The sequence below is a fragment of the Rhodococcus sp. SJ-3 genome (genome assembly GCF_051918125.1).
Lineage (GTDB): Bacteria > Actinomycetota > Actinomycetes > Mycobacteriales > Mycobacteriaceae > Rhodococcus.
Map to the genome: position 1 here is coordinate 2,353,700 of NZ_CM123306.1, position 22,290 is coordinate 2,375,989.

At 64.5% G+C, this 22,290-nt stretch carries 17 protein-coding genes and 2 tRNA genes; 14 read left to right on the plus strand and 5 right to left on the minus strand.

Annotation, left to right across the window (positions count from 1 at the left end):
- Positions 1-18: 18 nt before the first annotated feature.
- Genes yidD through rpmH form a run of 3 tightly spaced genes read right to left on the minus strand, consistent with a single transcriptional unit; the run spans position 19 to position 848 of the window.
- The gene (gene yidD, locus ACTDXD_RS10830; protein ID WP_440127035.1) at positions 19-309 is read right to left on the minus strand and encodes a membrane protein insertion efficiency factor YidD; all 291 of its coding nucleotides are present in this window, start codon (positions 307-309) and stop codon (positions 19-21) included.
- Entirely contained in the window at positions 306-683 is a 378-nt protein-coding gene (gene rnpA / locus ACTDXD_RS10835) for a ribonuclease P protein component (protein WP_440127036.1), read from the minus strand. The genes yidD and rnpA overlap by 4 nt, the downstream gene beginning before the upstream one ends.
- A 21-nt stretch (positions 684-704) precedes the next feature.
- Positions 705-848: a 50S ribosomal protein L34 gene (rpmH, locus tag ACTDXD_RS10840; protein ID WP_040744549.1), complete on the minus strand. Its 144-nt coding sequence runs from the start codon at positions 846-848 to the stop codon at positions 705-707.
- 488 nt (positions 849-1,336) lie between these two features.
- On the opposite strand from rpmH, the gene dnaA reads away from it, so the two are divergent.
- The 14 genes from dnaA to ACTDXD_RS10910 all read left to right on the plus strand — a co-directional run bounded on the left by dnaA (position 1,337) and on the right by ACTDXD_RS10910 (position 19,579).
- Positions 1,337-2,986 carry a chromosomal replication initiator protein DnaA gene (gene dnaA, locus ACTDXD_RS10845; protein WP_169689081.1) on the plus strand — a complete coding sequence of 550 codons (1,650 nt, stop codon included), beginning with the start codon at positions 1,337-1,339 and terminating at the stop codon, positions 2,984-2,986.
- 544 nt (positions 2,987-3,530) lie between these two features.
- A complete protein-coding gene (gene dnaN, locus ACTDXD_RS10850; protein ID WP_440127037.1) occupies positions 3,531-4,715 on the plus strand; it encodes a DNA polymerase III subunit beta in 1,185 nt (394 codons plus the stop codon).
- 25 nt (positions 4,716-4,740) lie between these two features.
- Entirely contained in the window at positions 4,741-5,976 is a 1,236-nt protein-coding gene (recF, locus tag ACTDXD_RS10855; RefSeq protein WP_440127038.1) for a DNA replication/repair protein RecF, read from the plus strand.
- Positions 5,966-6,523, plus strand: coding sequence for a DUF721 family protein (locus ACTDXD_RS10860; RefSeq protein WP_440127039.1), 558 nt, complete (start codon positions 5,966-5,968; stop codon positions 6,521-6,523). Before recF ends, ACTDXD_RS10860 begins: the two co-directional genes overlap by 11 nt.
- 214 nt (positions 6,524-6,737) lie before the next feature.
- A complete protein-coding gene (gene gyrB / locus ACTDXD_RS10865) occupies positions 6,738-8,774 on the plus strand; it encodes a DNA topoisomerase (ATP-hydrolyzing) subunit B (RefSeq protein ID WP_440127609.1) in 2,037 nt (678 codons plus the stop codon).
- A 382-nt stretch (positions 8,775-9,156) separates the two neighbouring features.
- On the plus strand, positions 9,157-12,744 hold the full coding sequence (locus ACTDXD_RS10870; protein ID WP_440127040.1) for an ATP-binding protein: 3,588 nt from the start codon (positions 9,157-9,159) through the stop codon (positions 12,742-12,744).
- Entirely contained in the window at positions 12,741-13,157 is a 417-nt protein-coding gene (locus ACTDXD_RS10875) for a roadblock/LC7 domain-containing protein (protein ID WP_054805599.1), read from the plus strand. Before ACTDXD_RS10870 ends, ACTDXD_RS10875 begins: the two co-directional genes overlap by 4 nt.
- 13 nt (positions 13,158-13,170) lie before the next feature.
- Entirely contained in the window at positions 13,171-13,545 is a 375-nt protein-coding gene (locus ACTDXD_RS10880) for a DUF742 domain-containing protein (RefSeq protein WP_054805600.1), read from the plus strand.
- A gap of 13 nt (positions 13,546-13,558) precedes the next feature.
- Positions 13,559-14,113: a GTP-binding protein gene (locus ACTDXD_RS10885; RefSeq protein ID WP_054715879.1), complete on the plus strand. Its 555-nt coding sequence runs from the start codon at positions 13,559-13,561 to the stop codon at positions 14,111-14,113.
- A gap of 460 nt (positions 14,114-14,573) precedes the next feature.
- On the plus strand, positions 14,574-15,398 hold the full coding sequence (locus tag ACTDXD_RS10890; protein WP_440127041.1) for an MHYT domain-containing protein: 825 nt from the start codon (positions 14,574-14,576) through the stop codon (positions 15,396-15,398).
- A 128-nt stretch (positions 15,399-15,526) separates the two neighbouring features.
- Entirely contained in the window at positions 15,527-18,031 is a 2,505-nt protein-coding gene (gene gyrA / locus ACTDXD_RS10895; RefSeq protein ID WP_440127042.1) for a DNA gyrase subunit A, read from the plus strand.
- On the plus strand, positions 18,032-19,219 hold the full coding sequence (locus ACTDXD_RS10900) for a DUF3566 domain-containing protein (RefSeq protein WP_440127043.1): 1,188 nt from the start codon (positions 18,032-18,034) through the stop codon (positions 19,217-19,219).
- A 75-nt stretch (positions 19,220-19,294) separates the two neighbouring features.
- Positions 19,295-19,368, plus strand: a tRNA-Ile gene (locus tag ACTDXD_RS10905).
- Positions 19,369-19,506: 138 nt separating this feature from the next.
- A tRNA-Ala gene (locus ACTDXD_RS10910) sits at positions 19,507-19,579 on the plus strand.
- Positions 19,580-19,642: 63 nt separating this feature from the next.
- Here the strand turns inward: ACTDXD_RS10910 and ACTDXD_RS10915 are convergent.
- Positions 19,643-19,990 carry a metal-sensitive transcriptional regulator gene (locus ACTDXD_RS10915; protein ID WP_440127044.1) on the minus strand — a complete coding sequence of 116 codons (348 nt, stop codon included), beginning with the start codon at positions 19,988-19,990 and terminating at the stop codon, positions 19,643-19,645.
- Between the two features lie 48 nt (positions 19,991-20,038).
- Positions 20,039-22,288 (minus strand): heavy metal translocating P-type ATPase, encoded by a 2,250-nt coding sequence (locus ACTDXD_RS10920; RefSeq protein WP_440127045.1) that lies wholly within the window; start codon positions 22,286-22,288, stop codon positions 20,039-20,041.
- Positions 22,289-22,290: the final 2 nt, after the last annotated feature.

The window sequence follows — 22,290 nt, forward strand, 5'->3', positions numbered from 1 at the left end:
CAGGTCTTCAGGCGCCGCTCAGGTTCCCGCTGGGGAATGTCGGTGTCGGCGCTCCGGCACCGGATCCCAACCGCCAGGGTGCCAGGGTCCACACTTGAGCAGTCTCACAGCCGTCAGTGCAGAACCCACGACGACACCCCGCATCCGCAGCGCGTCGACGGCGTATTCGCTGCAGGTGGGAAAGAATCGGCAGGTCGGCATCCGAGTCGGCGACACATAGACGCGATAGAGCTCGATGCAGAAGATCAACGCCCGAGCCGGGGCAGTACGGACCGCTCGCAGCGCAGCACTCCATCCGCGCGAGTTCACCGGCGTCCCTCGTCCTCGAGAATCCCGAGACGTAGCAGCCCCGAGCGGACTTGACGCTCGAGATCGCGGGATTCGGCGGTAGCCGCGCCCGGCAAGGCGCGCAACACCACATCGGTGCCTTCGGGAATCGACTCGACCAGCTCCACGCAGATATGACGAAGCCGGCGCGCGACTCGATGTCGAATCACCGCCGGCCCGACAGCCTTACTCACGACGAGTCCGAAACGAGGACCGCCGACACCACTCACTACGAAATCCGGTTGCTCCCGCGAAAGCGCGTGCACAACGAGATCTCGACGCCCCTGACGACGACCACGGCGCACGGCTTCGGAGAAATCCGAACGGCGCCGCAGTCTATACGGCTCAGGTAACACCCCGAGCTCCCGGTTACAGGATCAGGCGGTGAGGGAAGCGCGGCCCTTACGGCGACGCGCCGTCACGATGGCGCGGCCCGCACGGGTCCGCATCCGGAGACGGAAGCCGTGAACGCGCGCGCGGCGTCGGTTGTTCGGCTGGAACGTCCGCTTGCCCTTGGCCACGGTCAACACTCCTCGATAATCTGCGGCACCGGGAGGCGCCATTGGTCCAACGTTTACGGAATTTCGCATGGTCCGCGCGTAGTGACACAGCACAGACCAGCCACTGCAGTACGAGTGACTGTTCGAGGCTACTCGGGTCCGGGCGCGAAATCAAACCGCGAGCCGCCCGCTCACGCAACTCGACACGCCGATCCGAATTCCGCCGAACCTTTCGAGACGACCTGTGACTGCAGTCACTGTGGGGTAAGGTATCGATCATGGCGTCGAGGGGGATCGCTGCCGCCCTGCCAACCGTGTGCCACACTGGGTTCACGACAGGCCATCGCAGCCGGCGTCGCCGATGACAATTGCGGTTGCACCCTGTACACAACTTGCGCTGACCACAGCTTGCGCATCGAATCCCCAACCCGACCGGGCCGTTTCCCCTGGTTGTCCACACCTGTGGATAATCATGTGGAAATCCGGTCGACTCTGTGGGAGGAAGCTTCGTGAACGACGAGCCTAACGCGCTTGCCGATGTGTGGGCGGACGTCGTTTCCGAGCTCACCGTGGACAACGGTGGATTGTCGAAGAGCCAGAAGGCGTGGCTCAACCTCGTCAAACCCATCACCCTGGCCCAGGGCTTCGCGCTGCTGTCGGTACCGTCCACGCTGGCGCAGCAATCGATCGAGCGGGATCTGCGCGAGCCCATCCTGCGGGTACTCAACCGCAACCTCGGACAGGGAGTAGAAGGACTCGGAGTCCGCGTCGAACCCCGCGAGCGGGTCGACGACCCCGCAGAGGACCCCTACGCCGAACCTCGCGACACATTGCCGCTGGAGGGACTTCCGACCGAACCCACCTCTCGTGAGGTCAGATCCCGCGAAACGGCACGTCGCGACACCGAAACCCGGGAACGGCGCACTCCCCGCGACGCAATGCCCGCTGTCGACGGCAGGAGCCTCCACCCTCGCCGTTTCGGACCCGGCTACGACCACGAACCCTTCGAACCCGACCACGGGGACGTCGACGAGGTCGACGACGATCACGAAGCGCTCACCGCGGTACGTGAGTCCTGGCCGTCCTACTTCACTCAGCCGCCGCCTCCCGAAACGCCAGCGATCGGGAGCAGCAGTCTCAACGCGAAATACACCTTCGACACTTTCGTCATCGGTGCGTCGAACCGATTTGCGCACGCCGCGGCCGTGGCGATCGCCGAAGCTCCGGCCCGCGCGTACAACCCGCTGTTCATCTGGGGTGCGTCCGGCCTGGGCAAGACGCATCTCCTGCACGCCGCGGGGCATTATGCACAGCGACTCTTTCCCGGAATGCGGGTGAAGTACGTCTCGACGGAAGAGTTCACGAACGACTTCATCAACAGCCTGCGGGACGACCGCAAGGTCGCGTTCAAACGCCGATACCGCGAGACGGACATTCTCCTCGTCGACGACATCCAGTTCATCGAAGGAAAGGAAGGAATCCAGGAGGAGTTCTTCCACACGTTCAACACCCTCCACAACGCGAACAAGCAGATCGTCGTCTCTTCGGACCGGCCGCCCAAGCAGTTGGCCACGCTGGAGGAGCGGCTACGAACCCGGTTCGAATGGGGTCTGATCACCGATGTCCAGCCACCCGAACTCGAGACGCGCATCGCCATCCTCAGTAAGAAGGCGCGGATGGACGGGCTCGATGTGCCGCACGATGTGCTCGAGCTCATCGCGAGCCGGATCGAGCGCAACATCCGTGAACTCGAGGGTGCACTCATCCGGGTCACTGCGTTCGCGTCCCTCAACAGGCAGCCACTGGACCTGACCCTCGCCGAAGTGGTGCTTCGCGATCTGATGCCCGATTCGACGGCACTCGAGATCAACGCCTCGACGATCATGGCGGTCTGCGCCGAGTACTTCGGCATCTCGATCGACGATCTGTGCGGGCCGGGTAAGGCACGCCCGTTGGCCCAGGCCAGGCAGATCGCGATGTACCTGTGCCGTGAACTCACCGACCTGTCGCTGCCGAAGATCGGCCAGACGTTCGGGCGCGACCACACCACAGTGATGTACGCGGACAAGAAGATTCGCAAGGAGATGGCCGAGCGACGCAAGATCTACGACCAGGTGCAGGAGCTCACAGCCCGCATCAAGCAGCGCTCGAAGCGGTAGCCGAGACCCACTGCAGGACCAACCACGAATCGGAAGCGCCGACCCGGCGCTTCCGATTTTTTCTGTCCACAGCCTGTGGGCAACCCCTCGATTCCATCCCGGATCTCGAGAAAACAGACCCACTCACACTTGTGGACAACGGTGTGCAGAACGTGGGATCTTTGTGGACGAACGGTGGACAGAAGTAGAACAGTCTCGAGGAGTCCACATTCATCCTCGAGAATTCCTCGAGTTCATCCTCGAGTCGAACGCCTCGAGAAGACCTCGCCACCAGCGTAGACGGTCGTTCGTCCACAGATTCCACAGGACCTATTACTACTTCTGTGAGTTCTTCTCAGAAATACTCTTTCAAAACAGGTGTGTGGATCCCTCGAGTCCACAGGCCCTCGAGAGTCGTGCCCTCGCAACGAGGTCCGGCTTTCCAAGCAGCGCTCGAGGGCCTACCGTGGAGCCGCATCCCCGACGCCGAGCAATGGAGTCGGGGCCGTGTGTCAGACTCGTAAGACTTGTCGATGACCACGATCGAGAGAGGATCCCCCGGGCGATGGAGCTTGGAAGCATGAAGTTTCGTGTTGCTCGCGAGGACTTCGCCGACTCTGTCGCATGGGTGGCACGAAGCCTCCCGTCGCGCCCACCGGTTCCGGTGCTCGGTGGAGTGCTTCTCGGAGCCGATGAGCAGGGCCTGACCGTCTCGGGCTTCGACTACGAGGTCTCCGCGCAGGTTCACGTCCCGGCCGAGGTCATCACGCCGGGCCAGGTGCTCGTCTCGGGCAAGTTGCTCGCCGACATCACCCGTGCACTCCCCAACAAGCCTGTGGATGTCATCCTCGACGGCACCCGCGTGCTCATCACCTGCGGTAGCGCCAAGTTCTCCCTGCCGACGATGCCCGTCGAGGACTACCCGCAGCTTCCCGAGCTCCCTCAGCAGACGGGTGCCCTGTCCGGAGATCTGTTCGCCGAGGCCATCGGCCAGGTCGCGGTTGCGGCAGGCAAGGACGACACCCTTCCGATGCTCACCGGCATCCGTGTCGAGATCGAGGGCACCGACATGGTGCTCGCGGCCACCGACCGTTTCCGGCTCGCGGTGCGCAAGCTCGAGTGGATGCCCACCGGTGAAAGCACCAGTTCTGCAGTGCTGGTGCCCGCGAAGACCCTTTCCGAAGCCGCGAAAACAGTTGGTGGAGCGTCGAGTCCAGTGGTCCAGTTGGCACTCGGCAGCGGTTCCTCGGTCGGGGCCGACGGTCTGCTCGGCATCGTCGCCGACGGCCGCCGCACCACAACGCGGCTTCTCGACGCCGAATTCCCCAAGTTCCGTCAGCTGCTCCCGAGCGAACACACCGCGATGGCCACGGTCGAGATCGCACCGCTGGTCGAGGCGATCAAGCGCGTTGCGCTCGTCGCCGAACGCGGAGCACAGGTCCGCCTCGAGTTCAGCGAGGGCAGCGTGTTGCTCTCGGCCGGTGGCGACGATGCAGGGCGCGCCGAGGAATCGCACCCGGCCGAGTTCCACGGCGAGCCGATGGTCATCGCATTCAACCCGGGATATCTGCTCGACGGTCTGACGTCGTTGCACACCGACAAGGTGTCCTTCGGCTTCACCACATCGAGCCGTCCGGCCGTGCTGCGTCCCGCCACCGATGAGGAGCCGGTGCCCGACGAGTCGGGTACGTTCGCTGCCCCCGACAGCGCCTACACATACCTCCTGATGCCGGTGCGCCTGCCGGGCTGACCGGCAAGCAGAAAGTGAACGGACCGTGTACGTTCGCACGTTCGCGCTGCGCGATTTCCGTTCATGGGAGACCGCGTCGGCCGATTTGGAGCCCGGCCCAACCGTTTTCGTCGGGCCCAACGGACACGGCAAGACCAATCTGATCGAAGCGCTCGGGTACCTGTCGGGTCTGTCATCGCATCGTGTGTCCTCCGATTCCCCTCTTCTGCGCGCTGGGACCGCACGAGCGTTCGTGGGTGCCGTGGTCGTCAACGGTGGCCGTGAACTCGGAATCGACATCGAGATCAACGACGGCAAGGTCAATCGGGCCCGAATCAACCAGTCGCCGGCAAGGCGACCGAGAGAGATCGTCGGGATCCTCAGAACGGTGTTGTTCGCACCTGAGGATCTGTCGCTGGTCCGTGGCGACCCTGGCGACCGTCGGCGGTTTCTCGACGAGCTGCTCACCACCCGGTTTCCACGTCTCGGTGGGGTGCGCGCGGACTACGACAAAGTTCTGCGTCAGCGTTCCGCGCTGCTCAAGACAGCCGGCGGTGCCCTTCGAAAGGGTGCGCGCTCGAGCGATGGCGCGAGCGCGCTGGCGACGCTCGATGTGTGGGACGGGCACCTGGCGGCACACGGGGCGGAGTTGCTGGCGGCACGAATCGCGCTGCTGCACGACCTCGCCCCACACGTGGTCGAGTCCTACCGGTCCATCGCACCGGAATCACGGCCGGCGGCCCTGCGGTACCGGAGCAGTCTCGGCGACGCACTGCCTGCAGAATTTGCTGATCCCGCCCGAATACCCGGGCACGACGACCTGGGCCTGATCGAGGTCGCGTTTCTGCAGAGGCTGTCGGAGATGCGTTCCAAGGAGATCGAACGAGGCGTGTGCCTGGTCGGTCCTCATCGGGACGACCTCGAATTGGCGCTCGGTGATCAGCCCGCGAAAGGATATGCGAGCCATGGCGAATCCTGGTCGTTCGCTCTGTCGCTCCGGCTGGGTGCGTTCGCTCTGCTCCGGTCGGACGGCACGGATCCGGTCTTGATGCTCGACGACGTGTTCGCCGAGCTGGACCGTCGTCGCCGAGCCGCGCTCGCGGCGGTCGCGGCGACGGCGGAACAGGTCCTCATCACCGCGGCCGTGCCCGAGGACGTACCGTCCGAGCTGGCGGGTGCACGGTTCCCGGTGTACGCGGAGGAGACCGAGCGCGGCCGTATCTCGGTGCTGGGTGCCGCGAGGCGAGGAGAATCGGTAGGGGAGGTATCCGATGACGGATGACGAGGCTGCCGGATCGAAGGACAACGGACCGGAACCCGAACTGCGTGGTGTGGATCTGGCACGGCGCGCGCTGGAGGAAGCTCGAGCCGCTGCGAAGGCCAGTGGCAAATCGGTGGGGCAAGGGCGTGCTTCGAGTGGAAGGGTGCGTCCGCGACGCCGCAAGCGTGGCTGGTCGGGTCCTGGCCCCGACGACCGGGATCCTCAGCGGCTGGGTGCGTTGACCGGGGCGATCGCGAAGCAGCGTGGCTGGTCGGCGCATGTATCCGAGGGCACGGTGCTGGGCAGTTGGGCGCGGGTCGTGGGCGAGGACATCGCCTCGCATGCGAGGCCTACGACGCTGCGCGACGGGATCCTCCATGTCTCGGCGGAGTCGACCGCATGGGCGACGCAGCTGCGGATGATCCAATCGCAGATACTCGCGAAGGTCGCGGCGTCCGTGGGGCACGGTGTGGTCAAGGAACTGCGGATCACCGGTCCCACCGCGCCGAGCTGGCGCAAGGGCGAACGGCATATCCATGGCCGCGGCCCCCGCGACACCTACGGTTAGCCGCGGCGCCGGGTCTCCGTGCGAGCGCCGAAATACCGGCGATGTAGGAATTCACTTTCGCCGGTCTGCGCCGTGCCGACTGTGGGGACGTCAGCGGTGCGGCAAGCGCGCTCTGTGTCGCCGGGGGCATACGGGCTCGAGCCAAGTAGAATGGACAAGAATGCGCCACGCGCATGTGCGCGAGGCCGAGGCGGAAAAGGAGAGCTACCCACCCGTGGCTGCCGAGAAGTCGAACAAGAACAAAAGTGACTACGGTGCGTCTTCCATCACCGTCCTCGAGGGCCTCGAGGCGGTTCGTAAGCGTCCCGGCATGTACATCGGCTCCACGGGCGAGCGTGGTCTTCACCACCTCATCTGGGAGGTCGTCGACAACTCGGTCGACGAGGCGATGGCGGGTTATGCCTCCAAGGTGGAGGTGACCCTTCTCGAGAACGGTGGTGTCGAGGTCGTCGACGACGGCCGTGGCATCCCGGTCGGTATGCATGCGTCGGGTGCGCCCACGGTCGAGGTTGTGCTCACCCAGCTCCACGCAGGTGGCAAGTTCGACTCCGATGCATACGCGGTGTCGGGTGGTCTGCACGGCGTCGGTATCTCTGTCGTCAACGCCCTGTCCACCAAGCTGGAGGTGGAGATCGATGTCGATGGATACCACTGGGAACAGACCTACACGAACTCGAAGCCCGGCGAGCTGATCAAGGGTGAAGCGACCAAGCGCACCGGAACCACTGTGCGGTTCTTCGCAGACGACGACATCTTCGAGACCACGCAGTACAACTTCGAGACCGTTTCACGACGCCTGCAGGAGATGGCGTTCCTCAACAAGGGCCTGACCATCACGCTCACCGACGAGCGGGTTCTCCCTGAAGAGATCACCGACGAGGTCGTCGCCGAGACTGCCGAAGCTCCGAAGAGTGCCGAGGACGAGGCAGCGGAGGCTTCCGAGCCTCCCGTGCACAAGACCAAGACGCGGGTCTACCACTACCCGGGTGGTCTCGAGGACTACGTGCGACACATCAACCGCACCAAGACGCCGATCCACAACTCGGTGGTGGGCTTCACCGCAAAGGGCACCGGTCACGAGCTCGAGCTCGCGATGCAGTGGAACTCGGGTTACTCCGAATCCGTCCACACCTTTGCCAACACCATCAACACCCACGAGGGCGGTACGCACGAGGAAGGTTTCCGTGCGGCGCTCACGAGCGTGGTCAATCGGTACGCGAAAGAGAAGAAGCTCCTCAAGGACAAAGACCCGAATCTCACCGGTGACGACATCCGTGAGGGCCTGGCCGCGATCATCTCGGTGAAGGTCGCTGAGCCGCAGTTCGAGGGACAGACGAAGACGAAACTCGGCAATACCGAGGTCAAGTCGTTCGTGCAGAAGGCGTGCAACGAGCACATTTCGCACTGGCTAGAGGCCAATCCGGCCGATGCGAAGACGATCGTGACCAAGGCCGTGTCGTCGGCTCAGGCTCGTGTGGCCGCGCGCAAGGCCCGTGAGCTGGTGCGTCGTAAGAGCGCCACCGATATCGGCGGCCTGCCCGGCAAGCTTGCGGACTGCCGCTCGAAGGACCCGGGCAAGTGTGAGATCTACATCGTGGAGGGTGACTCCGCAGGTGGTTCGGCGAAGTCGGGCCGCGACTCGATGTACCAGGCGATCCTTCCGCTGCGCGGGAAGATCATCAACGTCGAGAAGGCGCGTATCGATCGTGTGCTGAAGAACGCCGAAGTGCAGTCCATCATCACGGCGTTCGGCACCGGCATTCACGAAGAGTTCGACATCGCGAAATTGCGCTACCACAAGATCGTGCTGATGGCCGACGCCGACGTCGACGGACAGCACATCGCGACGTTGCTGCTCACGTTGCTGTTCCGCTTCATGCGCCCGCTCGTCGAACACGGTCACGTCTACCTGGCGCAGCCGCCGCTGTACAAGCTCAAGTGGCAGCGCGCCGAAGCCGAGTTCGCCTACTCGGACCGTGAGCGCGACGGACTGCTCGAAGCGGGCCTCGCTGCAGGCAAGAAGATCAACAAGGACGACGGCATCCAGCGCTATAAGGGTCTCGGCGAAATGAACGCCAAGGAACTCTGGGAGACCACGATGGACCCGAGCGTGCGCATCCTGCGTCAGGTCACCCTCGACGACGCGGCTGCAGCCGACGAGTTGTTCAGCGTGCTCATGGGTGAGGACGTGGAGGCTCGGCGCAGCTTCATCACCCGCAACGCGAAGGACGTGCGCTTCCTCGACGTCTGATGCTTGCGGATGTGAAGGCGTCGTGGTTTGCCTCACGTTCCGGTGTGTCGACCCAATAGGGCCTGCGATGTGTGATAACTCATGTCGCAGGCCCTACTGATACTCTCATTTCGGACTAAAGCCGCTTACATTCAGCGGTTACTCATGAGTACACTCCTAACGGCCATTCGTATGCGTGGCCGCCGAACAGGGCCATGAAGGGAATCATCGGGCGTATGTGGAAACCCGTCTTCCATATCCCTTGTATGTCCCGATATGGTGCCCTCACCCAGAAACGTCTCGTTCGACTGCATTCCAGAGAAAATCACGCTCACCGGTCGAGTGGGTTGGTTGCGAATGCTCGTCGCCCGGCGCGAACGGGTTGGAAGGAGAGCTGTAATCCATGAGTGACGAGTCACCGCGCCGGCAGCGGTGGTGGAGCATCGAGGGGTGGGGTCTTCGCAGGAAGGTCACCGCTGTCCTCGCCGTTCCTGTAGTAGTGGCGATGGTCCTCGGCGGACTTCGCGTCCAAGCGGAACTCAGTAACGCGATCCATTTCTCGTCTGCTGCGGACCAGGTCGTGGCGGTGCCCGATATCGTCGACTTCTCGACTGCGTTCGCAACCACGACCGCTAGCAATGCAGCCGGCACGGCGACACCGGAGGAACTCGATACGCTCCGGGCATCATTCGAAAAGATCAAGCCGCTTGCCGCTAACCCCGAGTTCGATCCTGCTATCACTGCAGACCTCACCCAGACGATTGCCGCCGCGGAGACCCTCTACGGGCAGATGCAGGCCGGCCCCGTTCCCGTCGCACAGATGGCTACGGTCTACAACGAGGTCCGCGACAGCCTCAACCGGATCGTCGAGGCGATTCTCGACCAGATCGACGACCCGGAGGTCCTCGACCACGGGACTCGCCTGATCAACGCGTGGTACTCGCAGCGTTACCTGTTCGGTCAGGTTCTCGGCGTGATCGAGATTCTCGAGAACCCGGAAACCTCGGGCACTGCGCTGGTCACCGCGTCCGGCGGCGAACTCGCGATGCTCGATCTGCTTGCCCGCTCGTACCCCCTCGCCGACTCACAGATCGCCGACCTGCGCGGCCGCATCGAAGAACGCACCGCAATGGTGGAGGCCGCAGGCCAGGGTCCGCTGCCGGTGATGGACCTGCGCGCATCGATGCTTCACAGCGTCGACGTCTACTCCAACATCATCAACGAAGCCTCCCAGGCGATCAGTGGAACTGTGATCGACCGCGCGTCGGAAACTCGTTCTGCTGCACTCCGAGATACTGCATTCGTGCTCGCGGCGCTGCTCGTGGCTCTCGTTCTCGCGTTGCTCGTATCGCGGTCGCTGGTGGGACCGATCCGTCGTCTGCGTTACGGCACCCTCAAGGTTGCACGACAGGAACTCCCCGAAGCCATCGACCGGATCAAGGTCGGCGACAGCATCGAGGACATCGAGTTCACACGGGTTCCGGTCGAGACGACCGAGGAGATCGGTCAGCTCGCCCGCGCCGTCGACGACATGCACGGTCAGGCGCTGCGCCTCGCCGGCGAGCAGGCCCACCTCCGCTTGCAGATCAGCGACATGTTCGAGACGCTCGCACGTCGAAGCAAGTCGCTCGTCGAACAGCAGCTCGGGCTCATCGAGCGACTCGAGTTCGAAGAGAAGGACCCGTCCCGTCTCGAGAGCTTGTTCAAGCTCGATCACCTTGCGGCACGTATGCGCCGTAACGGCGACAACCTCCTGATTCTCTCCGGTACACGCATGCGCCGTGGACAGTCCGCCCCGGTTCAGCTCGGCGACATCCTGCGTGCAGCGATGTCCGAGGTGGAGGACTACCAGCGCGTCGAAATCGGTTCCACGCCAGACGGTGCGCTCAGTGGTGCCGTCGCAACGGACATCGTCCACCTGCTCGCCGAACTGGTCGACAACGCCCTGCGTGCCTCCCCGCCGGACAGCACCGTCACGTTCAGCTTTGCGCGTGCCGTCGACGGTGGCCTGCTCGTCGAGATCGCCGACCGCGGTATCGGTATCCCGTCCGACGAACTCGAGTTGATCAACGATCGTCTCCGTCAGGGTGGCGAGGTGGGCCCGGACACTGCTCGGCACATGGGTCTGTTCGTGACCTCGCGTCTTGCAGACCGCCACGGGCTCACTGTGCGCCTGCGGCCGACATTCGACACCGCGCGCAATCCCGGTATCACCGCGAGTGTCCATATTCCGGACGTTCTGCTCATGTCGCCGCTGGCACTGGCCCAGCCGGTGCCCGTCATCGACGGGGAGGCGGAGGAGATCTCCGTCGAACAGAAGCAGGAAGCTCCTCTTACCTCGCCGGACCGCGAACACTCGCAGTCGATTCCGGAGTATCTTCCGGTGCGCGCCGATTCGCGTCAGGACTCGCGCGTCGACGATCAGCTCACGGAGATCCGTCGCCCGGACACCGCTCCGGGCGGGTTCCAGCAGTCGGAGCCCGTATACCGGGAACAGCCGCACGCGCAGCCGCAGGCGTTCCCTCCTGCTCCGGCAGCCCACGCCGTTCCGGCAGCCCACGCCGCTCCGACAGTTCCGCCTCGTCAGCAGCCGCCGCGCGAGCAGACACCGACCGGTCTGCCGCAGCGTCAGCCGGGCTCGACTCCGGGGCTACCGCAGCGCAGCCCCGGCTCGACTCCAGGACTTCCGCAGCGCAGCCCCGGCTCGACTCCAGGACTTCCGCAGCCGGATGGACAGCAGGCTCCGCGCCGGATCCAGCCCGATGCGGCGGCGGCATTCGCCTCGGCGCTCCCGTCACGTGCCAATCGCACACCCGTGGATCCGAATACCGAGAACGGACGTCGCGAGAGTCCGGAACGCGAGCAGCAGGATCCGCCGGTTCAGGAGTCGTCACGTCATGAGGCTCCGGTTCAGGAATCGCTGAACCAGGACGAGGAGAGTCGGGAATCGTCGAGCCACGCAGCTCTCGCGACTCCGCCGATCCGCGAATCCGGTCTGCCTCAGCGTCGTCCGGCCCAGGATCCGGCTTCGCAGAACCGCTTTCCGGTCCAAGGGAACCCGCCGGCCTCGGGCCCAGGTCTGCCTCAGCGTCACCCTGGTGCAACTCCCGGTGTTCCGGTGCGCGCGGTGCGGCCCCCGCAGGACGCGCCCGAATCGGGTCTGCCGCAGCGAAATCCCGGTGCCACGCCGGGTCTGCCACAGCGTCGGCCGGGGTCCACGCCGGGTCTGCCGCCGCAGAGCCAGGACGGATCGGCAACGTCGAACGGTCGTACCGCACAGCCGACCCGAAATGAGCCGGATGCACTACCGGCAGAGGTCACGTCGTCGGGTCTGCCGCAGCGGCGTCCCGGTGCGACTCCGTCGGTAGCGCCTCTACAGGCAGGTCCGCCGCCCAGCGCGGAGAATCGTCGTGGTGGAGCATTCGGGCTGCCGCGTCGGCAGCCGGGGTCGTCGCCGCGAATCCCGCAGTCCGCAGCTCGCCCGGCGAGCATTGCCGACGGTGGTTCGGTATCGGAACAGAGCGATGCGCAGAATGCGGCCCGGCATCGTTACCGCACCAATTCCGCGAAGACCGCGTCGTTCTTCCAGCCGCGGCCGGATGTGGGTTCGCCGAAACCTCACTCCGCGGCCGGTAACCCGATCTTCTCCGACATGATGTCGGACTGGCTCGTCGATCCGACGAACCTTCCCGAGGATCGTCGGAAGCGCGAATGGCATTCGGCGGCCGACTCCGGATGGCAGGCCGCGCAACGTGCAGCGGAAGTTCCGGTAGAGGAACACACCACCTCCGGCCTGCCTCGCCGTGCGCCGGGCGAACGCCTCGTCCCGGGTGCCGTGCGCGAACCTGCGACCGCAGAACAGCGCGCGCTTCGACGTCGTGACCCGGAATCCATTCGGGCCAATCTCAGTCGCCACCAGCAGGGCGTCCGTAATGGACGCGCCTCGGCGACGACAAGTAATCGCGAGAACAATGAACAGGGAGTTCGATGAACATTGATCATGGATCCGATGTAGCTCGTCCGTTGGACTGGTTGGTTTCCAACTTTGCGCGCGAAGTCCCTGGTGTCTCGCATGCGGTCCTCGTGTCGGCCGACGGTCTCCTCATGGCTGCCAGTGCCCATCTTCCGGTCGACCGTGCCGAGCAGCTCGCTGCGGTGACGTCCGGACTCGCGAGCCTCTCCAACGGGGTTTCGCAGTTGTTCGACGGTGGCGGAGTATTGCAATCCGTCGTCGAGATGCAGCACGGCTACTTGCTGCTCATGAGTGTCGGCGACGGTTCGCACCTCGCTGCGCTCACAGCTTCGGAATGCGATATCGGACAGGTCGGCTACGAAATGGCGCTCCTGGTCGACCGGGTGGGTGCGTCGGTCGAGGCGACGCCTCGGGTCGGCCTGGGGTCCTGACGTCGAGGTGGCCATGGAACCGCGCAAGCCGGAGTCGGTGCCGGACCAGCCGAGTCTGGTCCGGCCGTACTCGCTGACTTCGGGACGCACAAGTCCTGCGGTCGAACTGGCGTTGGAAGCCCTGATCCAGGCAATTCCGGGAACAGACAGCCGGGCTCGGGATCTGGACAACATCAACGCCACGATCTTGGAACTGTGCAAGGAGTCTCCGTCGGTCGCCGAGATCGCGGCGAGGGTGGGTGTGCCGCTCGGCGTTGCACGCGTGCTCGTCGCCGACCTCGTCGAAGCCGGGCATGTACAGATCCTGGCCACGCTGAAAGACGATTCGAGCGACGCGGAGCGTCGTGAGCTGATTGAAAGGGTCCTCAGTGGACTTCGCGAACTCTAACGCTACGAAGCGCGTGACCTCGACCAAGATCGTGATCGCCGGCGGATTCGGTGTCGGTAAGACCACGCTGGTGGGGGCTGTGTCGGAGATCGTTCCGCTCCGCACAGAAGCGCTCGTCACCAACGCCAGCGATGGCGTCGACAACCTTGCCGCAACGCCGCAGAAGTCGACCACAACCGTGGCCATGGACTTCGGTCGAATCAGCTTGGCCGAGGATCTCGTGCTGTACCTCTTCGGTACGCCGGGTCAGCATCGGTTCTGGTTCATGTGGGACGACCTCATCCGCGGTGCCATCGGTGCGATCGTGCTGATCGATACCCGTCGATTGGACGAGAGCTTCGCTGCTGTCGACTTCTTCGAAGCGCGCAATCTTCCGTTCATCGTCGCGATCAACGAGTTCGACGATGCACCGCGCTACCCTCTCGAAGACATTCGCCAAGCCATGGCCATTTCTCCCGAGGTGCCGATCGTCTCGATCGACGCTCGGTCGCGTGAATCGGCCAAGCAGGCACTTGTCACTGTCACCGAATACGCACTTCGGAAGTTGCATCAGCCGGTGGCGCAGTAGGAGATTCGTGCCCGCGGCCATTCACCATTCGGTACGGATGATGGCGCGGGCCACCATCACCTCGGCAATCGGGGTGTTCGTCGGAGTGGCGGGTGCGCGCGTCGCGCGCGCACTGCGTCAGCCGACGGGTCCGTGTGTGGTGGTTGATCATCACGAAATGTCTTGTCGGTCGGGCTGTTGCGGGTGCCGCGGTGATCTGCGTGCCCGATCGTGGTGTTTCGCAACTGAAGTCGTGTCCGATCAATGGGTGTCAGGTCACATTCGTGAGAACGGTGTCGCCTGCACCGCTCGATTGCTCGGACTACCGACTGTGTCTCCTTCGAGCCTCTCGCACAACAGTTTTCGATGAAAACAGGGTAATGTTCCCGACGGCTGTCGGGGCCACTGTTGCATCGAAATCACGTGTGCAGCATGCCTCCTCGTGCTGGTGGGGTCGTGTGCTGTCCTGCTTGGAGAACATATGTCGCACGAGCTTCACCACTTCTCGATGGGAATGTGGGTCTTCGTTCTGGCCTGGCTCACATCGGTGATCGGGTCGTACGTCGGCCTGTCCTGCGCGCACCGCGCAAACCACGCTCCCACCCGGGCACTCCGGATGCGCTGGACCGTGCTGGCGAGCATCTCGATCGGCGGCGTCGGGATCTGGTTGATGCACTTCATCGGAATGATGGGGTTCTCAGTGCCCGGTTCCTCTGTGCGTTACGGCTTGATCGAAACACTGGTCTCGGTCGTACTCGCCGGTGGCGCGACATGGTTCGGCCTGAGCATCGTCGGTAATGATGCGCCCTGGATGGCGAATGCCCCGCGGCGGATCCGGCTGGTGGTCGGCGGTGGTGTCATGGGGTGCGCTGCTGCCGCGATGCACTACACCGGAATGGCCGCGGTACGCGTACAAGGGGAACTCGTCCAGGACACGACCTTCGTTGCTGCCTCGGTCGCGATCGGCGTGGCTGCCTCCCTCGTAGCGCTGGCATTGTCGCAGCGTGTCGCGAGCCCGCTCATGCGTGTACCTGCAGCGTTGTTGATGGCCTGTGCGGTGGTGGCATTGCACTACACCGGTATGGCAGGCGTGTCGGTGATCATCGATCCGGCGGCGCCGGCTCCAGGCGGCATGACCGTGATGTCCCTGATGTTTCCCGGCTTCATCGTAGGTCTCGGTGTACTCGCGGTTCTGGTGATCTTGCTGCTTGCTGCTCCCAGCGACGACGACATGCGCCGTGAGTTCCAGATCGCGGACTGGTCGGAATCGGTGGATTCGCGCGGGGTGAAGTCCGAGATGTCGTGATGCGTGGCCCGAAAGTGGATGTCCTTCGCGGCGGTTGCTGACCTGCACCTATAGACTCGGGTGGTTGCGAGAGGTTCGTCGGGCGTGAGCCCGTACCGGACGTTCGAGCCGAGTAGAAGAAGGAGCTCATGACCGACATCACGTTGCCGCCGGAGGGTGCGGGGCACGACCGTATCGAGCCCGTCGACATCCAGCAGGAGATGCAGAACAGCTACATCGATTACGCGATGAGCGTGATCGTGGGCCGCGCCCTCCCCGATGTGCGTGACGGCTTGAAGCCCGTGCACCGCCGCGTGCTGTATGCGATGTTCGACAACGGCTTCCGTCCCGACCGCGGCTATGTGAAATCTGCGCGTGCGGTCGCGGAGACGATGGGCAACTACCACCCGCACGGCGACTCGTCGATCTACGACACGCTGGTCCGTCTCGCGCAGCCGTGGTCGTTGCGGTACCCCCTCGTCGACGGACAGGGCAACTTCGGCTCCAGAGGAAACGACGGGGCTGCGGCCATGCGGTACACCGAGTGCCGCCTGACGCCGCTCGCAATGGAAATGTTGCGCGAAATCGACCACGAGACGGTCGATTTCCAGCCGAACTACGACGGACGAACGCAAGAGCCGACGGTTCTCCCCAGCCGTATCCCCAACCTGTTGATCAACGGTTCGGGCGGTATCGCGGTCGGTATGGCGACCAACATCCCGCCTCACAACCTTGGCGAGGTCGCCGACGCGATCTACTGGGCACTCGAGAACTTCGAAGCCGATGAGGAAGCCACACTCGCGGCGGTCATGGAGCGCATCAAGGGCCCCGACTTCCCGACGGCAGGCCTGATTACGGGTTCGCAGGGCATCCATGATGCCTACACCACCGGGCGCGGTTCGGTGAAGATGCGCGGCGTCGTGGAGATCGAAGAGGATTCCAAGGGCCGTTCGTTCATCGTCATCACCGAGTTGCCGTACATGGTGAACCCGGACAACCTGATCACCTCCATCGCGGAGCAGGTCCGCGACGCGAAGATCGCGGGTATCTCCGATATCCACGACGAGTCGTCCGACCGCATCGGCATGCGCATCGTCGTCACGGTCCGTCGTGATGCCGTCGCCAAGGTCGTGCTGAACAACCTGTACAAGCACACGCAGTTGCAGACGAGCTTCGGATGCAACATGTTGTCGATCGTCGACGGGGTGCCGCGCACGTTGCGTCTCGACCAGATGATCCGGTTGTACGTGAATCACCAGATCGAGGTCATCATCCGCCGGACGCGGTATCTGCTGCGTAAGGCCGAGGAACGCGCCCATATCCTGCGCGGTCTGGTCAAGGCCCTCGATGCGCTCGACGAGGTCATCAAGCTGATCCGCGCGTCACAGACCGTCGACATCGCTCGCGCCGGCCTGATGAATCTGCTCGACGTCGATGAGATCCAGGCCGACGCCATCCTGGCGATGCAGTTGCGTCGGCTCGCTGCTCTCGAACGACAGAAGATCGTCGACGATCTCGCCGAGATCGAACGTGAGATCGACGATTACAAGGACATCCTCGCCAAGCCCGAGCGGCAGCGTGCGATCGTCCGCGACGAATTGAAGGAGGTCGTCGACAAGTACGGCGACGAGCGTCGCACCCGCATCGTCCCCGCCGACGGCGACGTGACCGACGAGGATCTGATCGCCCGCGAAGACGTGGTCGTCACGATCACCGAAACCGGCTACGCCAAGCGCACCCGCACCGACCTGTACCGGTCGCAGAAGCGCGGTGGCAAGGGCGTCAAGGGCGCCGACCTCAAGCAGGACGACATCGTCAAGCACTTCTTCGTGACGTCGACGCACGACTGGTTGCTGTTCTTCACCACCAAGGGCCGCGTCTACCGCGCGAAGGCATACGAGCTTCCCGAAGCGAACCGCACGGCCCGTGGCCAGCACGTCGCGAACCTGCTGGCCTTCCAGCCGGACGAGCGCATCCAGGGTGTTATCCGGCTCAAGACGTACGAGGATGCGCCGTACCTGGTGCTCGCGACCCGCAACGGACTGGTGAAGAAGTCGCGCCTCTCGGATTTCGACTCCAACCGCTCGGGCGGCATCGTTGCGATCAACCTGCGCGACGAGGACGAGATGGTGGGCGCCGTGCTGTGCTCGTCCGAGGACGATCTGCTGCTCGTGTCCGAGCTGGGGCAGTCCATCCGCTTCTCGGCGACCGACGAAGCATTGCGTCCGATGGGTCGCGCGACTTCCGGTGTCCAGGGCATGCGGTTCAACGGCGAGGACAAGCTGTTGTCGCTGAACGTGGTGAAGGAAGGTACGTACCTGCTGGTTGCAACTTCCGGTGGCTACGCGAAGCGCACGCCGATGGAGGACTACCCCGTCCAGGGTCGCGGTGGTAAGGGTGTTCTGACCATCCAGTACGACAAGCGACGTGGCACCCTGGTCGGTGCACGAATCGTCGAGGACGATGACGAGTTGTATGCGATCACGTCCGGCGGCGGTGTCATTCGTACTGCTGCCAAGCAGGTACGCAAGGCAGGCCGACAGACCAAGGGTGTGCGTTTGATGAACCTGGGCGAGGGCGACACGTTGCTTGCGATTGCACGCAACGCCGACGAGCCCGAGGAGATCGACGCATCCGAATCGAAGGAGTCGTAAGTGAGCACTCCCCAGGGGCCGAACGGATCCGACCAGGGAAAATCCGCCCGGAAGCCCGAGGACCGGAACGGACGCGAGGTGGAGACCGACCCGAGCGGGCGAGCCGCTGACAAGCAGGCGTCCGGGCAGGCGAAGTCTGCCGGTGACGCCGTGACGCCGGAGGCTGCTCAGTCGGGGAAGCCCGGTGAAAAGCCTGCGGCAGATTCCACGAGCGGGCCGGCCCAGAAGTCCGCCAAGTCATCGGAGCCCGCATCGACCCCAGGCAAGGGGGAGTCGGCTCCCGGTAAGGGCGAGTCGGCTGCCGCCGAGGATCAGGCGACGCGACAGGCACAGCGTTCGAGCCCGACGGCGCGTCCGACGGGTCAGAAACCGCCTTGGCAGCGTGGACAGCAGCCTGCGGCCAACAAGCAGGGTGCTGCGGCGCCGCAACAGAACACCCCGCAGACGAATCTCCCCGGGGTCGGGCCCGGCCTGGGGAAGACTGCAAATCGCCCGTCAGGAGCCGCTCAGCGTCCCGCGACGGGCTCCCAGCCGGCCGTGGGTAAACCTGCGGCCAAGAACAATCCCGCCGCAAAGGGCAGTGCGGCGCCTACTCGTCCCGTCGTCACCGGTACGGCAGCCGCCTCCATGACCGGTGGCGCGCAGGGATCCGATCGGGGCGCCGCGACAGCGAAGTCGGCGGTCATCGACGGCCCGACCCGGCACATCGAGCGCAAGGACCTGGCGAAGGACCTGCCGGATCTGTCGAGCGTCAAGCACCCGACGCCGGCAGCGCCCGCCGCGGCGGAAACGCCGCACGCGAGCCCCGTCGTCGTGGCACCTGCCGCGGGTGAGGCGCTCAGGGCGACTGTGCAGCTCCGCCGTATCGATCCGTGGTCGATGCTGAAGGTGTCCGCGTTGATCTCCCTGTCGCTGTTCTTCGTGTGGATGATCGCGGTGGGCCTGTTGTACGGCGTGCTCGCGGGCATGGGCGTGTGGGATCGGTTGAACAGTGCCTTCACCGACCTCGTCTCGGAGTCGGGAAGTGACGGACTTATCACTGTCGGTCAGGTGTTCGGCTACGCGACGGTGATCGGTCTCGCGAACATGATTCTGATGACCGCTCTCGCCACGCTCGGTGCGTTCATCTACAACCTCTGCAGCGACCTCGTCGGCGGAGTGCAGGTCACTTTGGCAGACCCGGACTGACCTGCAGGAATACTGCCCCACCGAGGCGATTTTGTTCTTCGAGTGTCGGTGGGGTAGTGTTCCATCTCGGTTCGAGGGCCTATAGCTCAGGCGGTTAGAGCGCTTCGCTGATAACGAAGAGGTCGGAGGTTCAAGTCCTCCTAGGCCCACTCCCCGTGCCGAAAGGGGCAGCAGAATGAAGGTTCTCATCGCGGTGGGAACGGTAGTTCTGGTGGTCTTCGGAATCGCCCGGATGCTCCGGAGCGAGGATGAGTGGCACGAGGTACCCAGCCGGTAACCCGGCGTACGGGGCCTTAGCTCAGTTGGTAGAGCGCTGCCTTTGCAAGGCAGATGTCAGGAGTTCGAATCTCCTAGGCTCCACAGTTGAAGGGCGCTTCCGAGAAATCGGAAGCGCCCTTCGGTCGTTTACGACGAAGTGTCGGATCAGGATCGCAGTAGACGAGCGATGGCGTCGGTCGCTTCCTTGATCTTCGCGTCCGCTTCGGGCCCGCCCGCGACCGCGGCGTCGACGACACAGTGACTGATGTGGTCTTCGAGCAGACCCATCGCGACGGCCTGCAGCGCCTTGGTCATCGCCGAGACCTGGGTGAGGATGTCGATGCAGTACTTCTCGTCTTCGACCATTCGCTGCAGCCCTCGGGCCTGGCCTTCGATGCGCTTGAGTCGCTTGAGATAGGCGTCCTTCTCAGTGATGTACCCGTGTCCGGCGTGCTCATGGCAGTCGGCCGCGGGAACACCGGATGGTGTGGCCGCGGGGGTGGGGGTGGCCATTGTGTCCTCCTGGGATCCGGCTGTCATGTGGCGCATCGTCGATTATGCCTATCGTGCGGTGGAGCGGAATCGGCGAAGCCGCAGACTGTTGCTGACCACGAACACCGACGAGAAGGCCATCGCGGCGCCCGCGATCATCGGGTTGAGCAACCCCATCGCGGCCAGTGGCAGCGCGGCCACGTTGTAGGCGAACGCCCAGAACAAGTTGCCCTTGATCGTGCCGAGGGTACGGCGGGAGAGCCGGATCGCATCGGCTGCGGCGCGCAGGTCGCCTCGGACGAGAGTCAGATCGCTCGCTTCGATTGCGACGTCGGTGCCGGTGCCCATCGCGAGCCCGAGGTCGGCCTGGGCGAGAGCGGCGGCGTCGTTGACCCCGTCACCGACCATGGCGACCACCTTGCCCTGTCCCTGCAGACGTTTGACGACGTCGACCTTCTCGGACGGCAGAACCTCGGCGATGACCTCGTCGATTCCCACTTGACCCGCGATGGTCGTGGCTGCGGCGGTGTTGTCGCCGGTCAGCATGATCGGTGCCAGACCGAGATCGCGCAGTTGGGCGATCGCCTCGGCAGAGGTGGGCTTGATGACATCGGCGACCACCAGCACTCCGCGCGCAGCGCCGTCCCAGCCGATCGCGACGGCGGTTCTGCCGTCGGCTTCTGCGGCCTTCATGGCGTCGTCGAGTTCGGCGGGCAGATGCTGAGCGAAGTCGGCGAGCAGCCGGGTGCGTCCGATGAGCACTGCACGATCGTCCACGGTGCCCTGCACGCCGAGTCCCGCGAGGTTCGCGAACTGTTCGACCGGTGGCAGGCTGCCCACCCTGTCGCGGGCACCCTTGGCGATGGCCTGTGCGATGGGGTGTTCGGACGAATCCTCCAGAGCCCCCGCCAGACGCAGAACCTCACCGGTGTCCTCACCGGGGGCGGCGATCACGTCGACCAGCGTCATCTTGCCTGCGGTGATGGTGCCGGTCTTGTCGAGGACGACGGTGTCGACGCGGCGGGTCGATTCTAGGACCTCCGGGCCCTTGATCAGGATGCCGAGTTGAGCTCCGCGACCGGTGCCCACCATCAGAGCGGTCGGTGTCGCCAGCCCGAGCGCGCACGGGCAGGCGATGATCAGTACGGCGACGGCTGCAGTGAACGCTGCCGCGACCGAGCCTCCGGTACCGAGCCAGAACCCGAGGGTGCCTACCGACAGGGCGATCACGATGGGGACGAAGACTCCCGAGATCCTGTCCGCGAGCCGTTGTGCCTGGGCCTTGCCGGTCTGGGCGTCTTCGACGAGCGCGGCCATCTGTGCGAGCTGGGTATCGGATCCGACGCGATTGGCGCGCACGATGATTCGGCCGCCCACGTTGACAGTGGCGCCGATAACCTGGTCGTCCGGTCCGATTTCTACCGGTACCGATTCGCCGGTGACCATCGAGGCGTCGACTGCGGAAGAGCCGTCGACGACGATGCCGTCGGTGGCGATCTTCTCGCCGGGCCGGACCACGAACTCGTCGCCGACGGACAATTGCTCGACGGGTACCCGTTGCTCTTCTCCGTTGCGGAGTACCGAGACTTCCTTGGCACCGAGTTCGAGCAGCGCCCGTAGCGCTGCCCCGGCATTGCGCTTGGACCGGGCCTCGAAGTATCGGCCCGCGAGGATGAAGGTGGTGACCCCGGCGGCAGCCTCGAGGTAGATGTTGCCTGTGCCGTCGGTGCGGGCGATGGTGAACTCGAACGGGTGTGTCATGCCGGTGATGCCTGCGGTGCCCCAGAACAGGGCATATACAGACCAGCCGAATGCTGCAAGGGTGCCGACCGAGACGAGGGTGTCCATCGTGGCGGCGCCGTGCCGGAGGTTGGTGAAGGCGGCCTTGTGGAACGGCCAGGCACCCCACACGACGACGGGCGCGGCGAGGGTCAGGGACAGCCACTGCCAGTTCGGGAACTGGAGAGCCGGAACCATCGCCATCGCGATCACCGGGATGCTGAGGATCAGTGAGACCAGCAGTCGCTGCCGCAACGCGGCGGTCGGATCCGGCTCCGCGGTGGGCTCGGATCCGGCGGCAGTGGGCGGCGCGGGTAGCGCGGCGGTGTATCCGGCCTCTTGGACGGTGGCGACGAGGTCGGCGGGTGATATCTCGCCGACATAGTCGACGCGCGCCTTCTCCGTGGCGTAGTTGACGGTGGCTGTGACGCCGTCGAGCTTGTTGAGTTTGCGCTCGATTCGGTTGGCGCACGACGCGCAGGTCATGCCACCGATCTCGAGTTCGATACGACCGTCTGCCGGACGGGCGATGGAGTTCATTC